15 protein-coding genes are annotated in these 16018 nt (G+C 64.1%); 2 read left to right on the top strand and 13 right to left on the bottom strand.

Translation table 11 applies throughout. From position 1 onward, the window contains the following. The 8 genes from FJ471_RS22210 to FJ471_RS34870 form a co-directional block, all read right to left on the bottom strand. Positions 1-1517 (bottom strand): ABC transporter ATP-binding protein (locus tag FJ471_RS22210; protein ID WP_140806881.1); only part of this gene is annotated, 1517 nt, incomplete at its 3' end. After that, positions 1514-2359: an ABC transporter permease gene (locus FJ471_RS22205; protein WP_140806886.1), complete on the bottom strand. Its 846-nt coding sequence runs from the start codon at positions 2357-2359 to the stop codon at positions 1514-1516. The genes FJ471_RS22205 and FJ471_RS22210, both read right to left, overlap by 4 nt. 2 nt (positions 2360-2361) lie before the next feature. Beyond that, positions 2362-3312: an ABC transporter permease gene (locus tag FJ471_RS22200; RefSeq protein WP_140806880.1), complete on the bottom strand. Its 951-nt coding sequence runs from the start codon at positions 3310-3312 to the stop codon at positions 2362-2364. A gap of 86 nt (positions 3313-3398) precedes the next feature. Further along, positions 3399-5009, bottom strand: coding sequence for an ABC transporter substrate-binding protein (locus FJ471_RS22195; protein WP_140663706.1), 1611 nt, complete (start codon positions 5007-5009; stop codon positions 3399-3401). A 63-nt stretch (positions 5010-5072) separates the two neighbouring features. Continuing rightward, positions 5073-5795: an HAD-IA family hydrolase gene (locus FJ471_RS22190; protein ID WP_140806879.1), complete on the bottom strand. Its 723-nt coding sequence runs from the start codon at positions 5793-5795 to the stop codon at positions 5073-5075. Positions 5796-6033: 238 nt separating this feature from the next. Beyond that, positions 6034-7407: an aspartate aminotransferase family protein gene (locus FJ471_RS22185; RefSeq protein WP_140806878.1), complete on the bottom strand. Its 1374-nt coding sequence runs from the start codon at positions 7405-7407 to the stop codon at positions 6034-6036. Between the two features lie 13 nt (positions 7408-7420). Further along, positions 7421-8260, bottom strand: coding sequence for a GNAT family N-acetyltransferase (locus tag FJ471_RS22180; protein WP_140806877.1), 840 nt, complete (start codon positions 8258-8260; stop codon positions 7421-7423). Positions 8261-8441: 181 nt separating this feature from the next. Continuing rightward, on the bottom strand, positions 8442-8582 hold the full coding sequence (locus FJ471_RS34870; RefSeq protein WP_181173042.1) for a hypothetical protein: 141 nt from the start codon (positions 8580-8582) through the stop codon (positions 8442-8444). Here FJ471_RS34870 and FJ471_RS22175 point away from each other — a divergent pair. Both FJ471_RS22175 and FJ471_RS22170 read left to right on the top strand, forming a co-directional pair. Continuing rightward, positions 8581-9249, top strand: coding sequence for a haloacid dehalogenase type II (locus tag FJ471_RS22175; RefSeq protein WP_140663699.1), 669 nt, complete (start codon positions 8581-8583; stop codon positions 9247-9249). The genes FJ471_RS34870 and FJ471_RS22175 overlap by 2 nt on opposite strands. 16 nt (positions 9250-9265) lie before the next feature. Further along, entirely contained in the window at positions 9266-10540 is a 1275-nt protein-coding gene (locus FJ471_RS22170; RefSeq protein WP_140806876.1) for an FAD-binding oxidoreductase, read from the top strand. Positions 10541-10575: 35 nt separating this feature from the next. On the opposite strand, the gene FJ471_RS22165 is transcribed toward FJ471_RS22170, so the two are convergent. The 5 genes from FJ471_RS22165 to FJ471_RS22145 form a co-directional block, all read right to left on the bottom strand. After that, positions 10576-12033, bottom strand: coding sequence for an NAD-dependent succinate-semialdehyde dehydrogenase (locus FJ471_RS22165; RefSeq protein ID WP_140806875.1), 1458 nt, complete (start codon positions 12031-12033; stop codon positions 10576-10578). A gap of 17 nt (positions 12034-12050) precedes the next feature. Further along, positions 12051-13094, bottom strand: coding sequence for a tartrate dehydrogenase (locus tag FJ471_RS22160; RefSeq protein ID WP_140806874.1), 1044 nt, complete (start codon positions 13092-13094; stop codon positions 12051-12053). Between the two features lie 10 nt (positions 13095-13104). Continuing rightward, entirely contained in the window at positions 13105-14568 is a 1464-nt protein-coding gene (locus FJ471_RS22155) for an aldehyde dehydrogenase family protein (protein ID WP_140806873.1), read from the bottom strand. 147 nt (positions 14569-14715) lie between these two features. Beyond that, the gene (locus FJ471_RS22150; RefSeq protein WP_140806885.1) at positions 14716-15069 is read right to left on the bottom strand and encodes a cupin domain-containing protein; all 354 of its coding nucleotides are present in this window, start codon (positions 15067-15069) and stop codon (positions 14716-14718) included. Positions 15070-15092: 23 nt separating this feature from the next. After that, on the bottom strand, positions 15093-16016 hold the full coding sequence (locus FJ471_RS22145) for a glyoxylate/hydroxypyruvate reductase A (protein WP_140806872.1): 924 nt from the start codon (positions 16014-16016) through the stop codon (positions 15093-15095). Between the last annotated feature and the right edge of the window lie 2 nt (positions 16017-16018).

The raw sequence follows: 16018 nt of genomic DNA, 5'->3' as shown, positions 1-16018 counted from the left end.
TGCTCCACCCGCTGCCCATTATACATGACCATGATTTCGTCGCAGATCGCTTCGACGACGGAGAGGTCGTGGCTGATGAAAATATAGGAAAGGCCCAACTCGCGCTGCAACTCCTTGAGCAGTTGGATCACGGCGGCCGCGACCACCGTGTCGAGCGCCGAGGTGATTTCGTCGCAGATGATGAGCTTGGGGTCGGCCGCCAGAGCGCGCGCGAAGTTCACGCGTTGCTTCTGGCCGCCCGAGAGCTCCGACGGACGGCGATAGCGCAGGCCCCTCGGCAGGCGAACCATGTCGAGCAGTTCGTCGACGCGCTTCGAGCGCGCCTGTCTGTCGAGCCCGTGATAGAAGGCCAGCGGGCGGGAGATGATGTCCTCCACCGGCTTGGCTGGATTGAGCGCGGTGTCGGCATACTGGAACACGATCTGCATCTCGCGCAGCTGGTCCTGGCTGCGTTTCCCCGCAGTGCGCTCCAATTCCTTGCCGTCGAAGACGATGTCGCCGGCCGCCGCCGGATGGATGCCGGCGATGACGCGCGCCAGCGTCGATTTTCCGCAGCCGGATTCGCCGATGACGCCGAGATTGCGTCCCTTCTCGACGACTAGGGTGACGGAATCGACCGCGCGGATAATCGGCAGTCCGTCACCCCGCACCGCGCCGTAGCCGGCGGTCACATTGTCGATACGCAGCAGCTCTTTCGTCCCGGCATCCGCGTCCGCATGCGCTTGCCGCGGTTTCGGCTCGAAGGCAGCCAGCAGTTCGCGCGTATAGGGGTGCTGGGCAGCCGAAAGTATCTGCGCCGTGGTGCCTGTCTCCTGCACTTCGCCGCCCTTCAGCACGACGATGTGGTCGGCGATCTGGGCGACGACGGCGAGGTCGTGGGAAACGTAGACCCCCGCTATTCCGCCCGCCCGCATGACCGACTTGAATGCCTTCAGCACGTCGATCTGCGTCGTCACGTCGAGTGCCGTCGTCGGCTCGTCGAAGATCATCAGCTTGGGATCGCCGATGAGCGCCATGGCCGCCGACAGCCGCTGCAATTGCCCGCCCGAAACCTGGTGCGGGTAGCGCGCGCCGATCCCTTCCGGATCCGGCAACGACAAGGCCCGGAACAGCTCGACCGCGCGCTTGCGCGCCTGCTCGGGCGACATCAGCCCGTGGATGCGCGTAACCTCGATCACCTGCTCCATGATGGTGGACGAGGGGTTGAAGGAGGCGGCGGCACTTTGCGGAACATAGGCAATGTCGGTGCCGCGCAACCTGGCGCGCTGCTTTTCGGAAAGTGCCGCCATGTTCTTGCCGTTGACATTGATTTCGCCGCCGGTAATCCGGCAGCCAGGCCGCGCATAGCCCATCAGCGAGAGCGCGATCGTCGTCTTGCCGGAACCGCTCTCACCGATCAGGGCGACGATCTCGCCATCGGCGATGTCGAGGCTGACGCCCTTGATGATTTCGACGACACGACCGGCGTCGGTCGTCGCCTCGATCCTTAGGTTCCTGACCTCGACGAGATTGGTCATGCGTCCCTGTCCCTGATCTTCTGCGGCAGGTTGTCGATCAGCAGGTTGACGCTGATGGTGAGGCTGGCGATCGCCAGCGACGGAATGATGACCGCGGGCGCCGCGAAGGGCAGGCCGCCGATGTTCTCGCGCACCAGCGCGCCCCAGTCGGCGAGCGGCGGCTGCAGGCCGAGCCCGAGGAAGGACAGGCCTGAGAGCAAGAGCACGATGAAGACGAAGCGCAGGCCGAAGTCGGCCAGAACCGGGCGCATGATATTGGGTAGGATCTCGGACCCGATGAGATAGGCGGTGCTTTCGCCGCGGACGCGAGCGACGGTCATGAAGTCCATGCTGTTGATGTTGACCGCGAGCGCCCGCGCGAAACGGTAGGCGCCGGGAATATAGATGACGGCGAGCGTCAGGATCAGCGCCGGGATCGACGAGCCGACAGCGGCGACGACCACAAGGCCGAACAGCTTGCTGGGGATGGAGTTCATGGCATCGAGGAAGCGGCTAAGGCAGCTGTCGAGCCAGCCGCCGGTGACGGCAGCGATCATCCCCAGCACGACGCCCGAGAAGCAGGCGATGGCGACGGCTGCGAGCGATATGCCGACGGTGTAGCGCGCGCCCATCAGCACCCGCGAGAGCATGTCGCGGCCCAGATAGTCCGAGCCGAGCCATAGGCCCTGACGCATCGGGCCGAAATAATCGTCGTCGACGATATCGCCGATCGAATGGGGAATGATGTAAGGCGCGAAGATGGCGATCAGCGTCCACGCCAGGATGACCAGCGCGGCCACGACGCCCACGAGATTGTAGCTGTGGCCAAGGAATGACCGTCGGGAAGCTGCCACGCGCGCCATCGTCACCTGAGCCTCGGGTTGGACATGATGGCGATGATGTCGGCGACGGTGATGAGCAAGAGATAGCCAAGGCAAAAGATCATCGCGCAGCTCTGGATCAGCGGCAGGTCGCGGGTCGCGACGGCATCGACCATCAGCTTGGCGATGCCGGGATAGTTGAAGATCGTCTCCACGATGATGACGCCGCCGACCAGATAGGACAGCGACAGCGCAACCGCGTTGACGATTGGCCCGAGCGCATTGGGGAGTGCGTGCTTGAGCACCATGCGGCCGCGTGAGGCGCCTTTGAGAAGCGCCATCTCGACATAAGGCGTGGAGAGCGTTTCGATCACCGCGGCGCGGGTCATGCGGATCATCTGGGCGGAGATGACGAAGGTGAGCGTGATCACCGGCATTGCATAGATGCGCACGAGGTCGGTCAGCGTATGCGCCTCATTGACCGAGGAAAGCGCTGGCAGCCATTTGAGATAAACGGCGAAAAGCAGGACCGCCAGCGTGGCGACCATGAATTCCGGCACCGAGATGACGCCGATCGAAAGAATGGTGACGGTGCGGTCGTAGAGCGAGCCGCGCAGCATGGCGGCGGTGATGCCCAGCGTCAGCGCCAGGGGGACCGAGAGCAGCGTGGTGATGCCGGCGAGCTCCATGGTGTTGATGAAGCGCCCGCCGATCAGTGCCGCGACCGGCATCTCATTGGCATAGGAGGTGCCGAGATCGCCGTGGAGCAGGCCGAGAAGCCAGCGCAGGAAGCGCAGGATTGCCGGATCGTTGAGATGCATGGCCTCGCGCAGGCCGGCGACGGCTTCGGGTGTCGCCGCCTGGCCGAGCAGGATCGACGCGGTGTCGCAGGGCAGCATGCTGGTGGCGAAAAAAACGGCGAACAGGACGATCAGAAGCGTGATGACCGCGATTGCCAGCCGCTTCAACACGAGGTTTAGAACCCCAGACGTCATGGAAGCGCTCCTGCGGTTGCGTTCGGCCAAGCCATGTTGCGCAATAAGTGCCAGGGACCGGCTGTCCGGTCCCTGGCAGGCGCCTCTCAGGCTTCGAGCCAGAGATATTCCGCCATTGCGTAGCCCATCATGCCACCGAGCGGGTTCGCCTCCAAACCCTTCACCTTGCTGGAGAGGGCATCGACGTTGGAAATGTAGGCTGGGATGATGGTGCCGGCCTCCTCGGAGACCATGGTCTGCATCTGGCCGTAGATTTCCTTGCGCTTGGCCTGGTCGAGCGAGCCGCGCGCCTCGATCATCAGCTTGTCGAACTTCTCCGACTTGTACTGGCTTTCGTTCCAGGGCGCGTTGGAGGCGTAGAGCAGCGAGAACAGGATGTCCGGCGTCGGGCGTGGATTGATGTTGCCGAAATGGACCGGCGCCTTGAGCCAGTAATTGTCCCAGTAGCCGTCGGACGGGACGCGCTGGACATCGAGCTTCATGCCGATATCGGCACCGGCGGCTTGGATGATCACCGCCATGTCGATCGACGAGGTCGCGGCATCGGAGGCGACCACGGGGATGGACTGACCGAGCAGGCCCGACTTCTGGAAGTGGAATTTGGCCTTGTCCGGGTCGAAGGCCTTCGGCTTGAGGTCGGCATTGTGGAAGATGTTCGCCGGTGAGACGGGCTGGTCGTTGCCGACTTCGCCAAGGCCGCGCAATGCCGATTTGACGATCTGCTCGCGGTTGACGAGGTATTTCATGCCGGTCACGAAGTCGGCCTTGTTGCCGGGATCCATGTCGAGCCGAATGTTGAGGTCGGTGTAGTTGCCCGAGGTCGTCTTCGACAATTCGAAGCCCTGCTGGCCGCCGATGAGCTTCATCGCGCGCGGATTGATCGAGGCGGCGAAGTTGATGTCACCGGAAAGCAGGGCGTTCACGCGGGCGCTGTCATCGCTGATGGCGATGAATTCGAACGAGTCGAGGTAGGGCTTGCCGGATTTCCAGTAGTTCTTGTTCTTGGTGACGACCGACCGCACGCCTGGTTCGAACGTTTGCAGCACAAAGGCGCCGGTGCCGTTGCCTTTGGAGAAGTCGGTGGTGCCATCGGCGATGATCATGAAGTGATGCAGCGCCAGGATGGTCGGAAGGTCGGCATTCGGATCGGCGAGCGTGATTTCGACCGTGGACTTGTCGACGGCCTTGAAACCGGTCATCTGCGCGGCGATCTTGGCGACCTTGGAACCGATCGCCGGATCGAGATGGCGCTTCATCGAGAAGACGACGTCGTCGGCGGTGAGGGCCTTGCCGTCGTGGAAGGTGACGCCCTTACGCAGCTTCACCGTCCAGGTCTTGGCGTCCTTGCTGTCGAAGCTTTCGGCCAACTCCATCTGCGTGACGCCATCCTTGTCGAGGAAAGTCAGGCGGTTGTAGAGCGAGCAGCAGCGGACATAGTCGGTCGACAGCGACGCCTTTGCCGGATCGAGCGTGTCGGCGGTCGAGGACGACCAGCCGGCGGCCTTGAAGCTGCCGCCGGAAACCGGCGTGGCGGCGACGGCATTGGTGGCGCGGCCAAGCACCATGCTGCCCGCGGCAACCGCGGCGCCGCCGGCCAACAGCATCTTGAGGAGTTCGCGGCGGCTCGCGCCCCGCCGAATGGCATTTTCGACCATGGCATCGTCTGCGCTGGTCCAGTTCGTGATCTTGTCGGTCATATCATTCCCCTTTCTGTTTGTTTTCCGGCTTGCTCGTCTTGACGCGGCTTTCCGGGCTTGGGCTCAGGTTCGTTGCTTCAGGCTTTCCCGTACGGCCGACGCCAACGCGGCCATTGAGGTGAAGTGGTAGTCCGGCACGGTGAAGCGCTCGGGCTCGATCGTGCCGCCATAGCCCTTCTGGGCATGCCGGCGCTCGATCCAGCAGTTGGTCAAGCCAAGCGCCCGGGATATGCCGATATCGTGATACTGGCTTTGCGCGACGTGCAGGATGTCATCCTTGCTGTCGCCCCTTGAGGCGACGAAATTGAAGACCTTCTGGAAAAAGGCCGGGTCCGGTTTTTCCGTGCCGGTATCGTCGGCCGTGAAGGTGGCGAAGAAGGGCGATCCGAGTTGCTTCTCGAAATGATCGAGCGCCCAGCGCCGGGCATTGGTCATGGCGATCAGCCTGTGCGATTTCGCAAGCTCGGCCAATGCCGCCGCGCTGTCAGGAAAGCCTTGCCAGACGCTGGCGGAGTCCCGCAGGCGGATGCCGTATTTCTCCTCGGCCGGCAGGCCGAGCCGTGGCGCGATGACCATGTAGACACGTAGGAGATCGTCGGGAAACAGGCTCGCATCGGGCATGTAGCGGGCCTGCCGGTAAAGGCTCAGCGCTTCCTCACCATCGAGCGAAACGCCGGCCTCGGCGGCGATTCCGGCCAGGCAGGTCGTTATCCCGCCTTCGAAGTCGATCAGCGTGCCGACGACATCGAAGGTCATGTATTTGAATTCGCTAAAGCCCCTGGCCAAGACTGGGTCTCCTCTGCGTACGGCCGAATTGCATGTGTTGAACAGAACAAAATTCCGTGCTGTCCGGGGCGTCGGCCTTTTTCGAAGGCCCGGAAATCCAAGCTTTCTGGCCTTGTCTTATAAGCAGTCTGGCACTTCCCCCGCGCTGGATTCGCCGAAAAGGCGCGAGGGGGCGGCACAAAATTGCGAAATCGTCTGCCCCGGCGCTATTTCGAAACACGGGGGTATTGGTCTGCCGTCATGCCAGGGCCTGGCGGATGTCGGGATCGTCCAGTGTCTGGTCGAGCGTCCGGCGCGTGCGCTCGATGATCGCATCGATGTCGCCGTCGGTGCAGCAGAGCGGCGGTGCATAGCCGATAACCCCATGCGCAAAGGCACGGATGATCAGGCCATTGTCCCATGCCCTGTCGAAGACGCGCCGCGCCGGCATGGCCGACGCCGGAAGCGGTGTCTTCTTCTGCTTGTCGACCACCAGTTCGATCGCGGCAAGCATGCCGCGGCCGCGCACATCGCCGACGAGCGGGTGGTCCCTCAGGCCCTCCAAGCCCGCCATCAGGCGAGCGCCGGCCTTGATGCCATTCTCCAGAAGGCCGTCTTCATAGAGCTTCAACACTTCGAGCGCGACGGCGGCGCTGACGGGATGAGCGGAATAGGTGTAGCCGTGACCGACCGCCGAGGAGCCCGCGCCATCGGCGATGACGTCGTAGACATGATCGGCCATGAACACGGCGCCCATGGGAACATAGCCCGAGGTCAGCCCCTTCGCGGTCGTCATGAAATCGGGAACGATGTCCTCATCGGTACAGGCGAACAAGGGTCCCGTGCGGCCGAAGCCGGTGATCACCTCGTCGGCGATGAACAGGATGCCGTACTCCCGGCAGAGCTCGCGCATCGCCTTGATCCAGCCTTTCGGTGGAACAATGACGCCGCCTGAGCCCTGGATCGGCTCGGCATAGAAGGCAGCGACCCGCTCCGGCCCGATCTCCTCGATCTTGGCCTTCAGCGCGGCGAGTGATGCGGCGATGATCGCGTTCCCGTCCTCGCCCACCGGGTTGCGATAGGGATAGGGGGAAGGGATCTTGTGCTGCCATTCGAAGGGAATGCCGAAACCGGCGTGAAAGGCGGGCAGGGCGGTCAGGCCCGCGCCGACCACCGACGAGCCGTGATAGCCCTGCTCGATGGAAATGAACTGGTCGCGCTTTGGCTCGCCCCTGGCATTCCAGTAGTAGCGGACGAAACGGATCGTGCTATCGACCGCGTCCGACCCGCCAAGTGTGAAGAAGACGTGATTGAGATCTCCGGGCGCGCGCTCGGCCAGTTCCGAAGCGAGCCGGATGGCCGGCTCAGAGCCGAGGTCGAAATAGGCGGTGGCGTAGGGAAGCTCGCGCATCTGCCGGGCAGCCGCCTCGACGATGCTGTCGTGGCCGTAGCCGGCATTGACGCACCACAGTCCCGCGAAACCGTCGAGAAGTTGCCGGCCGGACGCATCGGTCACGGTCGCCCCCTTCGCCGATTTCAAGACGCGCACGCCTTGCGCCTCATGACCACGGTATGAAGAGACCGGGTGGATGAGATGGGCGCGGTCGAGTTCGATCAGGGAATTGGCGAGCATTCTATCCTCCGGACTAGCCCAGCGCCTGGTTGGCGAGGGCGTAAACTCTTGGCCATGCCTGTTCCATGTTCGTCTTGGGTGGACGGTCCATGGCCACGCCACCGCCGACACGGGCGAGGCCGATGTCCTCCAGCCAGCCGGCGATGCCGGTCCCGCTGCCGGTATCGACGCGCAGGAAGGCGCCGGGACGTGGCGCGGCAAAGAAGCCGATCAGGGCCTTAGCCTCGTCGGTGCTTCCCGCGATGACCGGACCGATCACCTCGCCGCGTCCGAACGGGCGGATGGCGGCATAGGCCTCGATGGCGCCGTTGCGGCGGATGACGGCGAATTGGCCGCGCTCCGCCAGCGCATCGATGAGAGCTTCACGGTCGGCGCCGTAGGCGTCGCGGTCCAGCGCCTTGATTTCCGGGAGATCGGCGGTGTCCGCAGCTTCCACGCCGTCGGGCGCACCAAGCTTGGCAACGCTGCCCTGATGTTGCCGGATCGTACCGGACGGCACGAAGCCGAGCTTTTCATAGAGAGGAATGCCGTCCGCTGTCGCGACGAGCCGCAACGGACGGTCGCCGGCAAGGGCGAAGGCCTGATCCATCAGCCGGCGACCAAGCCCCTTGCCCCGCACAGTCCTGTCGACGATCACCATGTTGATCATGGCGCAATCCATGCCATAGGGCGTTACCAGGATGGTTCCGGTGACGCGGCCCTGGTCGTCGAGCGCGACCGCACCGTTCGAGAGCTGCAGCGCCATCTGCCAGTCCTGCGGGCGATGCGGCCAATTCTCCTGGCGAGAAAGCGCTACGGCGCCCTCGATATGGTCCGGCCCGAAGGTCTGGAGTTCGATCTCGCCCTGCTGCATGAGGCATCCTTCCGTTTAGTGCCCAAGTCTCGGCCATCGGCGCGCCGCAGATCATCTGAAGGCATCGGCTTCGGCGGTATCTTTCGCCGTAGCGCAAGCGGTGCACCGCATCTTGTGCTGGCACTGGCCGCGGCGGATGCGTTTCACGCCGATCGCGGCGCCGCGATCGGCACGCCAGATGCTACAGCGTGCCAAACCAGCGGGTGGATACGGAACTTTCTGCTTTCGGGAGGGCGATTTCGGTCAGGTGGGTCGCCACCGGCGGCCCTATGATGAAATACATCCCAGCGCGGATGTGCTTCCACCGGAGATCGACGGACATGGCTTCCTTCAGGCCCAAATACATCACCTTCGACTGCTACGGCACGTTGACCTTTTTCCAGATGGCGGAAGCGGCGCGCGATCTCTATGGCAGCCGGCTCGATGAGCCGCGCATGCAGGAGTTCATCAAGAATTTCGCGGCGTATCGGCTCGACGAGATCATGGGCGACTGGAAGCCCTATGCCGATGTCGTCCACAATGCGCTCGAGCGCGCCTGCAAGCGCAACGGCGTTGCCTTCAGCGCCGACGATGCCAGAGTGATCTATGAGCGCGTCCCGACCTGGGGGCCGCACGCCGACGTTCCGGCCGGCCTGGCGAAGGTCGCCAAGGAAATTCCGTTGGTCATCCTGTCCAACGCCATGAACGCGCAGATCATGTCCAATGTCGAAAAGCTTGGTGCGCCGTTCCATGCCGTCTACACGGCTGAGGAGGCGCAGGCCTACAAGCCTCGTTTTCAAGCCTTCGAGTATATGTTCGACAGGCTGGGCTGCGGCCCCGAGGACGTTCTTCACTGCTCGTCCTCTTTCCGCTACGACCTGATGTCGGCACACGACCTCGGCATCAAGAACAAGGTCTGGGTCAATCGCGGCCACGAACCAGCCAACCCGTATTACGGCTATGTCGAAATATCGGACATTTCGGGTCTTGCAGGCGTGGTCGGTCTCTGAAACAGGCGGATTCCCGATGAAGTTCGTATCCTACTGGCACGACACCGCCCCTGCCTTTTCCGGAGGGGCGCAAGGCCCGGTCGAGGGGCACTACGATGCCGCCGTCATCGGCGGTGGCTTCACCGGTCTCGCCGCCGCGCGCCAATTGGCGAAGGCCGGTGCCAAGGTGGTCGTGCTGGAGGCGGAGCGGGTGGGCTGGGGCGCATCGGGCCGCAATGGCGGGCACCTCAACAACGGCCTTGCCCACGGCTATCTCTCCGCCAAGGCGGAGCTCGGCAAGGACCGCGCAATCGCGCTCTACCGGGCGCTGGACGACTCCGTCGACACCATAGAGGCGCTAGTCGCGGAGGAAGGCATCGACTGCAATTTCCGCCGCGCCGGCAAGCTGAAGCTCGCCTCCAAGCCGCAGCATTTTGCATCAATCGCCCGCAATTTCGAAGCCCTTCACGCCGAGGTGGATCCGGACACGGCGCTGCTGTCGGCGGCGGATCTCAAGTCCGAGATCGGTTCACCCTTCCACGGCGCGATGCTGTCGAAGAAGAGCGCCATGATGCATATGGGCCGCTATGTCGCGGGTCTCGCCACTTCAGCCGCCCGCCACGGCGCCGTGATCCACGAGAACGCGGCGGTGACGGGCCGCAAGCAGGCCGGCGGCAGGCATGAGCTGACCACCTCGCGTGGCCGGATCAGCGCCGACAATGTGCTGGTGGCGACCGGCGCCTACACGACGCCTGATTTCGGCTATTTCCGCCGCCGGATCATCTCCGTCGGCAGCTTCATCATCGCCACGCGGCCGTTGAGCGACGCCGAGATCGCCGCCACCATGCCCGGCAACCGGACATGCGTGACCTCGATGAACATCGGCAACTACTTCCGGCTTTCGCCCGACAGGCGCCTGATCTTCGGCGGCCGCGCGCGCTTTTCGGCGACATCGGACCAGCGCTCCGACGCCAGGAGCGGAGAGATCTTGCGGGCAGGCCTCGCGGCGATCTTTCCGCAGCTGGCCAAGGTCGAGATCGATTATTGCTGGGGCGGGCTGGTCGACATGACCAAGGACCGCTTCCCGCGCGCCGGCTACCATGACGGTGTCTGGTTCGCGATGGGCTATTCCGGCCACGGTGCGCAGCTTTCCACCCATCTCGGCATGATCCTGGCCGATGCCATGCTCGGCCGCGAGGACCGCAATCCGATGAAGGGGCTCGAATGGCCGTCCATTCCCGGTTACTCCGGCAAGCCCTGGTTCCTGCCGATGGTCGGCCTCTACTACAAGGCGCTCGACCGGATTCAGTGATCGCCGGTCTGGCCCGGCTTGGGCAAAAAATTGCCTCAGCTGAGCCCGCCGATGTGAAAGCTCTTCATCTCGAGATACTCCTCGATGCCGGCCTGCGCGCCCTCTCGCCCGAGGCCGGACAGCTTGACGCCGCCGAAAGGGGCGACCTCGATCGAAACCGAGCCGGTGTTCAACCCCACCATGCCGAACTCCAACGCCTCGCCGACGCGCCAGGCGCGTTTCAGGTTTTCGGTGTAGAAGTAGGAAGCAAGCCCGTAGGGCGTGCCGTTGGCCAGCGCGATCGCCTCCTCTTCCGTCTCGAACCGGAAAAGCGGCGCGACCGGGCCGAACGTTTCCTCACCGGCAAGCTGCATCTCTTTCGTGGCGCCGGTCAGCACCAGCGGCGCGACATATTGAGGACCGTCGGGCAATGCCGGCTTCTCGGTGATGATCGCAGCACCCTTGGCGAGCGCGTCCTCGACGTGGCGGTTTATCTTCTCGACCGCTGCCATGTTGATCATCGGCCCGATGGCGACGCCGGGCTGCGTGCCCGGTCCGACCGTCATGGCGTTGACGCGGGCGGATAGCTTGGCGGCGAAGGCTTCATAGACGCCGGACTGGACGAGGATGCGGTTGGCGCAGACGCAGGTTTGGCCGCCGTTTCTGAACTTCGAGACGAGTGCACCCTCGATCGCGAGATCGAGATCGGCGTCGTCGAAGACGATGAAGGGCGCGTTGCCGCCGAGTTCGAGGCTGAGCCGCTTCACGCTGTCGGCGGCCCCGCGCATCAGCAGCGAGCCGACCCGCGTCGAGCCGGTGAAGGAGATCTTGCGGACGGCCTCGTTCGCCATGATTTCGTTGCCGATCTCCGTGGGCATGCCGGTGACGATGTTGATGACGCCGGCGGGGATGCCGGCGCGTTCGGCAAGCACGCCGAGCGCCAGCGCCGAATAGGGCGTGAACTCGGATGGCTTGATCACCACCGTGCAGCCGGCGGCCAGTGCCGGCGCGACCTTGCGGGTGATCATCGCATTGGGGAAGTTCCACGGCGTAATGATGCCGCAAACGCCAACCGGTTCTTTCAGCACGATGATGCGGCGGTCGGAGGTGGGTGAGGGGATGGTGTGGCCATTGATGCGGCGCGCTTCCTCCGCGAACCATTTGACGAAGGACGCACCGTAACGGATCTCGCCTTTGGCTTCGTCCAGCGGTTTGCCCTGTTCCGTCGTCAGGATCAGCGCGAGATCGTCCAGATGCGCAAGCATCAGGCCATGCCATGCCTCCAGCAGCGTAGCACGCTCGGCGTTGGTTTTCTTCTTCCAGTCCCCATAGGCGGCAGCCGCGGCCTCTATGGCCGCACGCGTTTCCGGACCGGCCATGTCGGGCACCGTGCCGATCGCCACCTGGGTTGCCGGATCGATGACGTCGACCGTCCTGCCGGAGCCGGCAGCAACCCATTCGCCGCCGATCAGGCCGGCTTCGCGGAAGAGGCTTTTGTCTCTGAGGTTTTTCATCGGATACGACCTTGCAATCACGTGAGCGCGGCGACGACGGCGGCCGTGATGGCCTCCGTCCGGTCCTTGCCGGGAATGGTGCCTATGCCTCTGGCGGTTGCAGCCTCGACCCCCTTGATGACGCGGTCGGCCGCTGCCTTTTCACCGAGATGATCGAGCATCATGGCGCCGGACCAGATGGCGGCGATCGGATTGGCGATGCCGAGATGGGCAATGTCGGGCGCCGAGCCGTGCACCGGCTCGAACATGGATGGTGCCGAGCGGCCGGGATTGATGTTGGCGGAGGCGGCATAGCCGAGCCCGCCCTGGATTGCCGCGCCGATGTCGGTGAGGATATCGCCGAACAGGTTGGAGGCAACGACCACGTCGAGACTCTCCGGCGCCATGATCATGCGCGCGGCAAGCGCGTCGACATGATAGCTGGTGACTTCGATATCAGGATAGTCCGCGGCCAGCTTTCGCGTGATCTCGTCCCAGAACACCATCGAGTATTTCTGCGCGTTGGACTTGGTGACGGAGGCAAGTTTGCCTCGCCTTGCCCGCGCCTGCTCGAAGCCGAAGCGCAGAATGCGCTCGACGCCGGCGCGGGTGAAGATCGAGGTCTCCACGGCGACCTCGTCCAGCGTGCCTTGATGCACGCGCCCGCCGGCACCAGAATATTCACCTTCGGTATTCTCGCGGATGCACAATATGTCGAAGTTCTCCGCCCGCAGCGGTCCCGTGACGCCCGGCAGCAGGCGATGCGGCCGGATGTTGGCGTACTGCACGAACGCCTTGCGGATCGGCAGCAGCAGGCCGTGTAGCGAGACGGAATCCGGCACTTCCGCCGGCCAGCCGACCGCGCCGAGCAGGATGGCGTCGAAGCCGCGCAAGGTCTCGATGCCGTCCTGCGGCATCATGCGGCCGGTATCCTTGAAGAATTTGCAGGACCAGGGGAACTCGGTTCCGGTCAGCGCAAAGCCGAAGTTTCCGGCCACCGTTTCCAGCACCGTCCAGGCGGCGGCGGTCACATCGCTGCCGATGCCGTCACCGGGGATCAGGGCAATCGAATAGGACTTCATCGGCATCTCTCTAGAGGCTGATCAGGACGCTCTTGGTCCTGCGGTTGGCGAGATAGGCCTCGCGGCCGAGATCCTTGCCGATGCCGGAGCGCTTGTCGCCTCCGGTCGGCAGGATATGGTCGCGCGAGCGGCTGTAGCGATTGACCCAGACGGTGCCCGCCTCAAGCTTGCGCGCGAAGCGGATGGTGCGGGACAGGTCGGAAGTGAACAGGCCGGAAGCCAGCCCGTAGGTTGGATGGCTGGACAGCGCCAGCGCCTCTTCCTCGGTCTCGAAGGTCTGAATGGTCAGGACCGGGCCGAAGATTTCCTCGACAATCGCCGGATTGGCCTGGTCGACATCGGCGATCAGCGTCGGCTGGTAGAAATAGCCGGGGCTGTCCATGACGCCGCCACCGGTCAGGCATTCGCCGCCGGCGTCGATCGCGGCCCGCACGATGCAGTCGACACGCGCCCGCTGCCGCTCCGAGATAACAGGCGAATATTGCGTTGCCTCGTCCCAGGTCGGGCCGGGGCGCACAGCCTTCATCCTCTCCAGGATCGCGGCCGTCAGCCTGTCGGCCACGCTCCTCTCGACGATCAGGCGTGTGCCGGCGACGCAGGCCTGGCCGGCATTGAAAGTGACGCTGCCGGCGACGGCCGTTGCCGCCTTGTCCAGATCGGCATCGGCAAAGACGATCTGCGGGCTCTTGCCGCCGAGTTCCAGCGTCATCGGCTTGACGCCGGTGCGGGCCACGTTCTCCATGATTGCCGATCCGGCGCGGGTCGAGCCGGTGAAGCTGATCTTGGCGATATCGAGATGGCCGGTCAGCGCCGTGCCGGTCGTCGGACCGTCTCCCAGCACCACGTTTATGAGCCCTGCCGGCAGGCCCGCTTTGACGGCGAGTTGCGCCATGTAGACTGCCGAAAAGGGAGTCATTTCCGATGGCTTCAGCACGACCGCATTGCCCGCGGCCAATGCCGGACCGAGCTTCCATCCGGCCATCGAGATGGGAAAATTCCAGGGCGTGATCGCGCCGACCACGCCATAGGGCTCGCTCATGATCATGCCGAGAGTGGCGTCGTCGGTCGGCACGAGCTCGCTGCCTTCCTTGTCGGCGAATTCGGCAAAGAAACGGATCTGCTCGGCGGTTATCGCGATGTCGCCGGCAACGAGCTGGCCGACAGGCCGGGTGGAGCACAGCGCCTCGATCCTGGCCAGCGTTTCGGCTTCCGCTTCGATCAGGTCGGCCCAGGCCTGGAGTGCCTTCGTCCGTTCGCGCGGCCGAACGCCGCCCCAGTTGCTGGACTTCAGCGCCGCGTTGGCGCTTTCAACGGCACGGTCGACCATGTCGACGCCGGCCACCGGGCAAGCGGCATATGCCTTGCCGTCCGACGGTCGGTGCATCTCGATCGCACCCTCGGCCGCGATCAACTCGCCGCCAATGAAATGGCCGACGGGAAGGGAGACGGTATCCGGGTCGAAGCTCAGGCCCATGGCACCCACTCTGGAATATTCTGCAGGAGCCTAGCGCGGGCTCTGGCGCAGCATGCACCGTTCGACGATCGGTCGCGGATGATTGTTGTGTGCCGGCGATGACAGACGGCAAAATCTGTTGCGGAGGCCGGCGCCTTCGCGCTCCCGCTACCCCACGGTTACGTAGATCTTGCGGACCGTTTCGATGGTCTTCCAAATCCCGGTGAAGCCAGGTTTCATCACGAAGCTGTCGCCGGCGCGGTAGGTCACCGTTTTGCCGCCGTTGGGCGTGATTTCGATCACGCCGGAGAGGATGTGGCAGAACTCGAAAGTCTCGCCCTTGATCGAGCGCGTTTCGCCAGGCGTCGCCTCCCAGACGCCGGTATGGACGAGGTCGCCCTTGGCGACATCCTGAGCCCAGGTCTTGAAGGCGGGGTTGCCGGAAATCAGCCGTTCGGGCAGCGCCCCGGATTCGCGCGGCTGGAAGGCAGGGCTGGTATCGACGGTCTTGAGCAGGGACAAGGGATAGCCTTTCATGTTGAAATTCAATAGCCGCGCGACCGGTCGACGAGCCCGATGGGGTCAAGACCGGCGCGGTAACGCTTGATGTTTTCGACAACGGCCTGTGCGGCGCTGGCGGGCTGGGTGACGCTGGCGACATGCGGGGTCAGAATGATCTTCGGATGCGACCAGAACGGATGGCCCGCCGGCAGCGGTTCGGGATCGGTGACGTCGATCATCGCCGCCGAAATGTGGCCGCTGTCGAGTGCGGCGACAAGGGCTTCCTGGTCGAGCTGCGGCCCCCGGCCGGTGTGGACGAGCGCCGCGCCCTCGGGCAGTTTCGCAAGCAGGCCGGCATCGAGGAAACCCCGCGTCTCCTCGGTCAGCGGCAGCAGGCAGATCAAAATGTCGCTGGCCGCAAGCATCTCGTTCAATCCGGGCTCGCCATGATGACAGGTCACGCCCTCGATCCGCCGCGGCGAGCGGCTCCATCCTGCAAGCGGGAAGCCGAAGGGCTTCAGGCGATCGAGGACGGCTTGGCCAAGCTGCCCGAGGCCGAGCACGCCAACCCGACGCGACCCGGCCTGCGGCTGCGCGATATCGGCCCATTCGCGGGCGCGCTGCTGCGCCAGATATCCAGGCAGGTTGCGGTGGAGCCCGAGCACGGCAAGCGTCACATATTCCTGCATCATGCGCACGATGCCTTGCTCGATCATGCGCACGATCTTCACCTTCGCAGGCACCGCATCGAGGCGAAACTGGTCGACGCCGGCGCCGATGGAGAACAGGATTTCCAGGTTCCTGTAGCGGGCGAGATTATCCGGCACGGTCCAACTGATCAGGTAACGCACAGTGTCGGGATTGACCGTTGCGGCATTCATCGTCAAGGGGACGTCCGGCAGGTCTCTCGCGAAGGCATCGGCGAAGACCGCCCCGCGGCGCGCATCGGAATTGAACAGGAATGTCATTC

The organism is Mesorhizobium sp. B2-7-1 (genome assembly GCF_006440735.1).
Taxonomy (GTDB): Bacteria; Pseudomonadota; Alphaproteobacteria; order Rhizobiales; family Rhizobiaceae; genus Mesorhizobium.
Note: the sequence above shows the minus strand (reverse complement) of the source record. Positions and strands in the feature narration are given on the sequence as shown.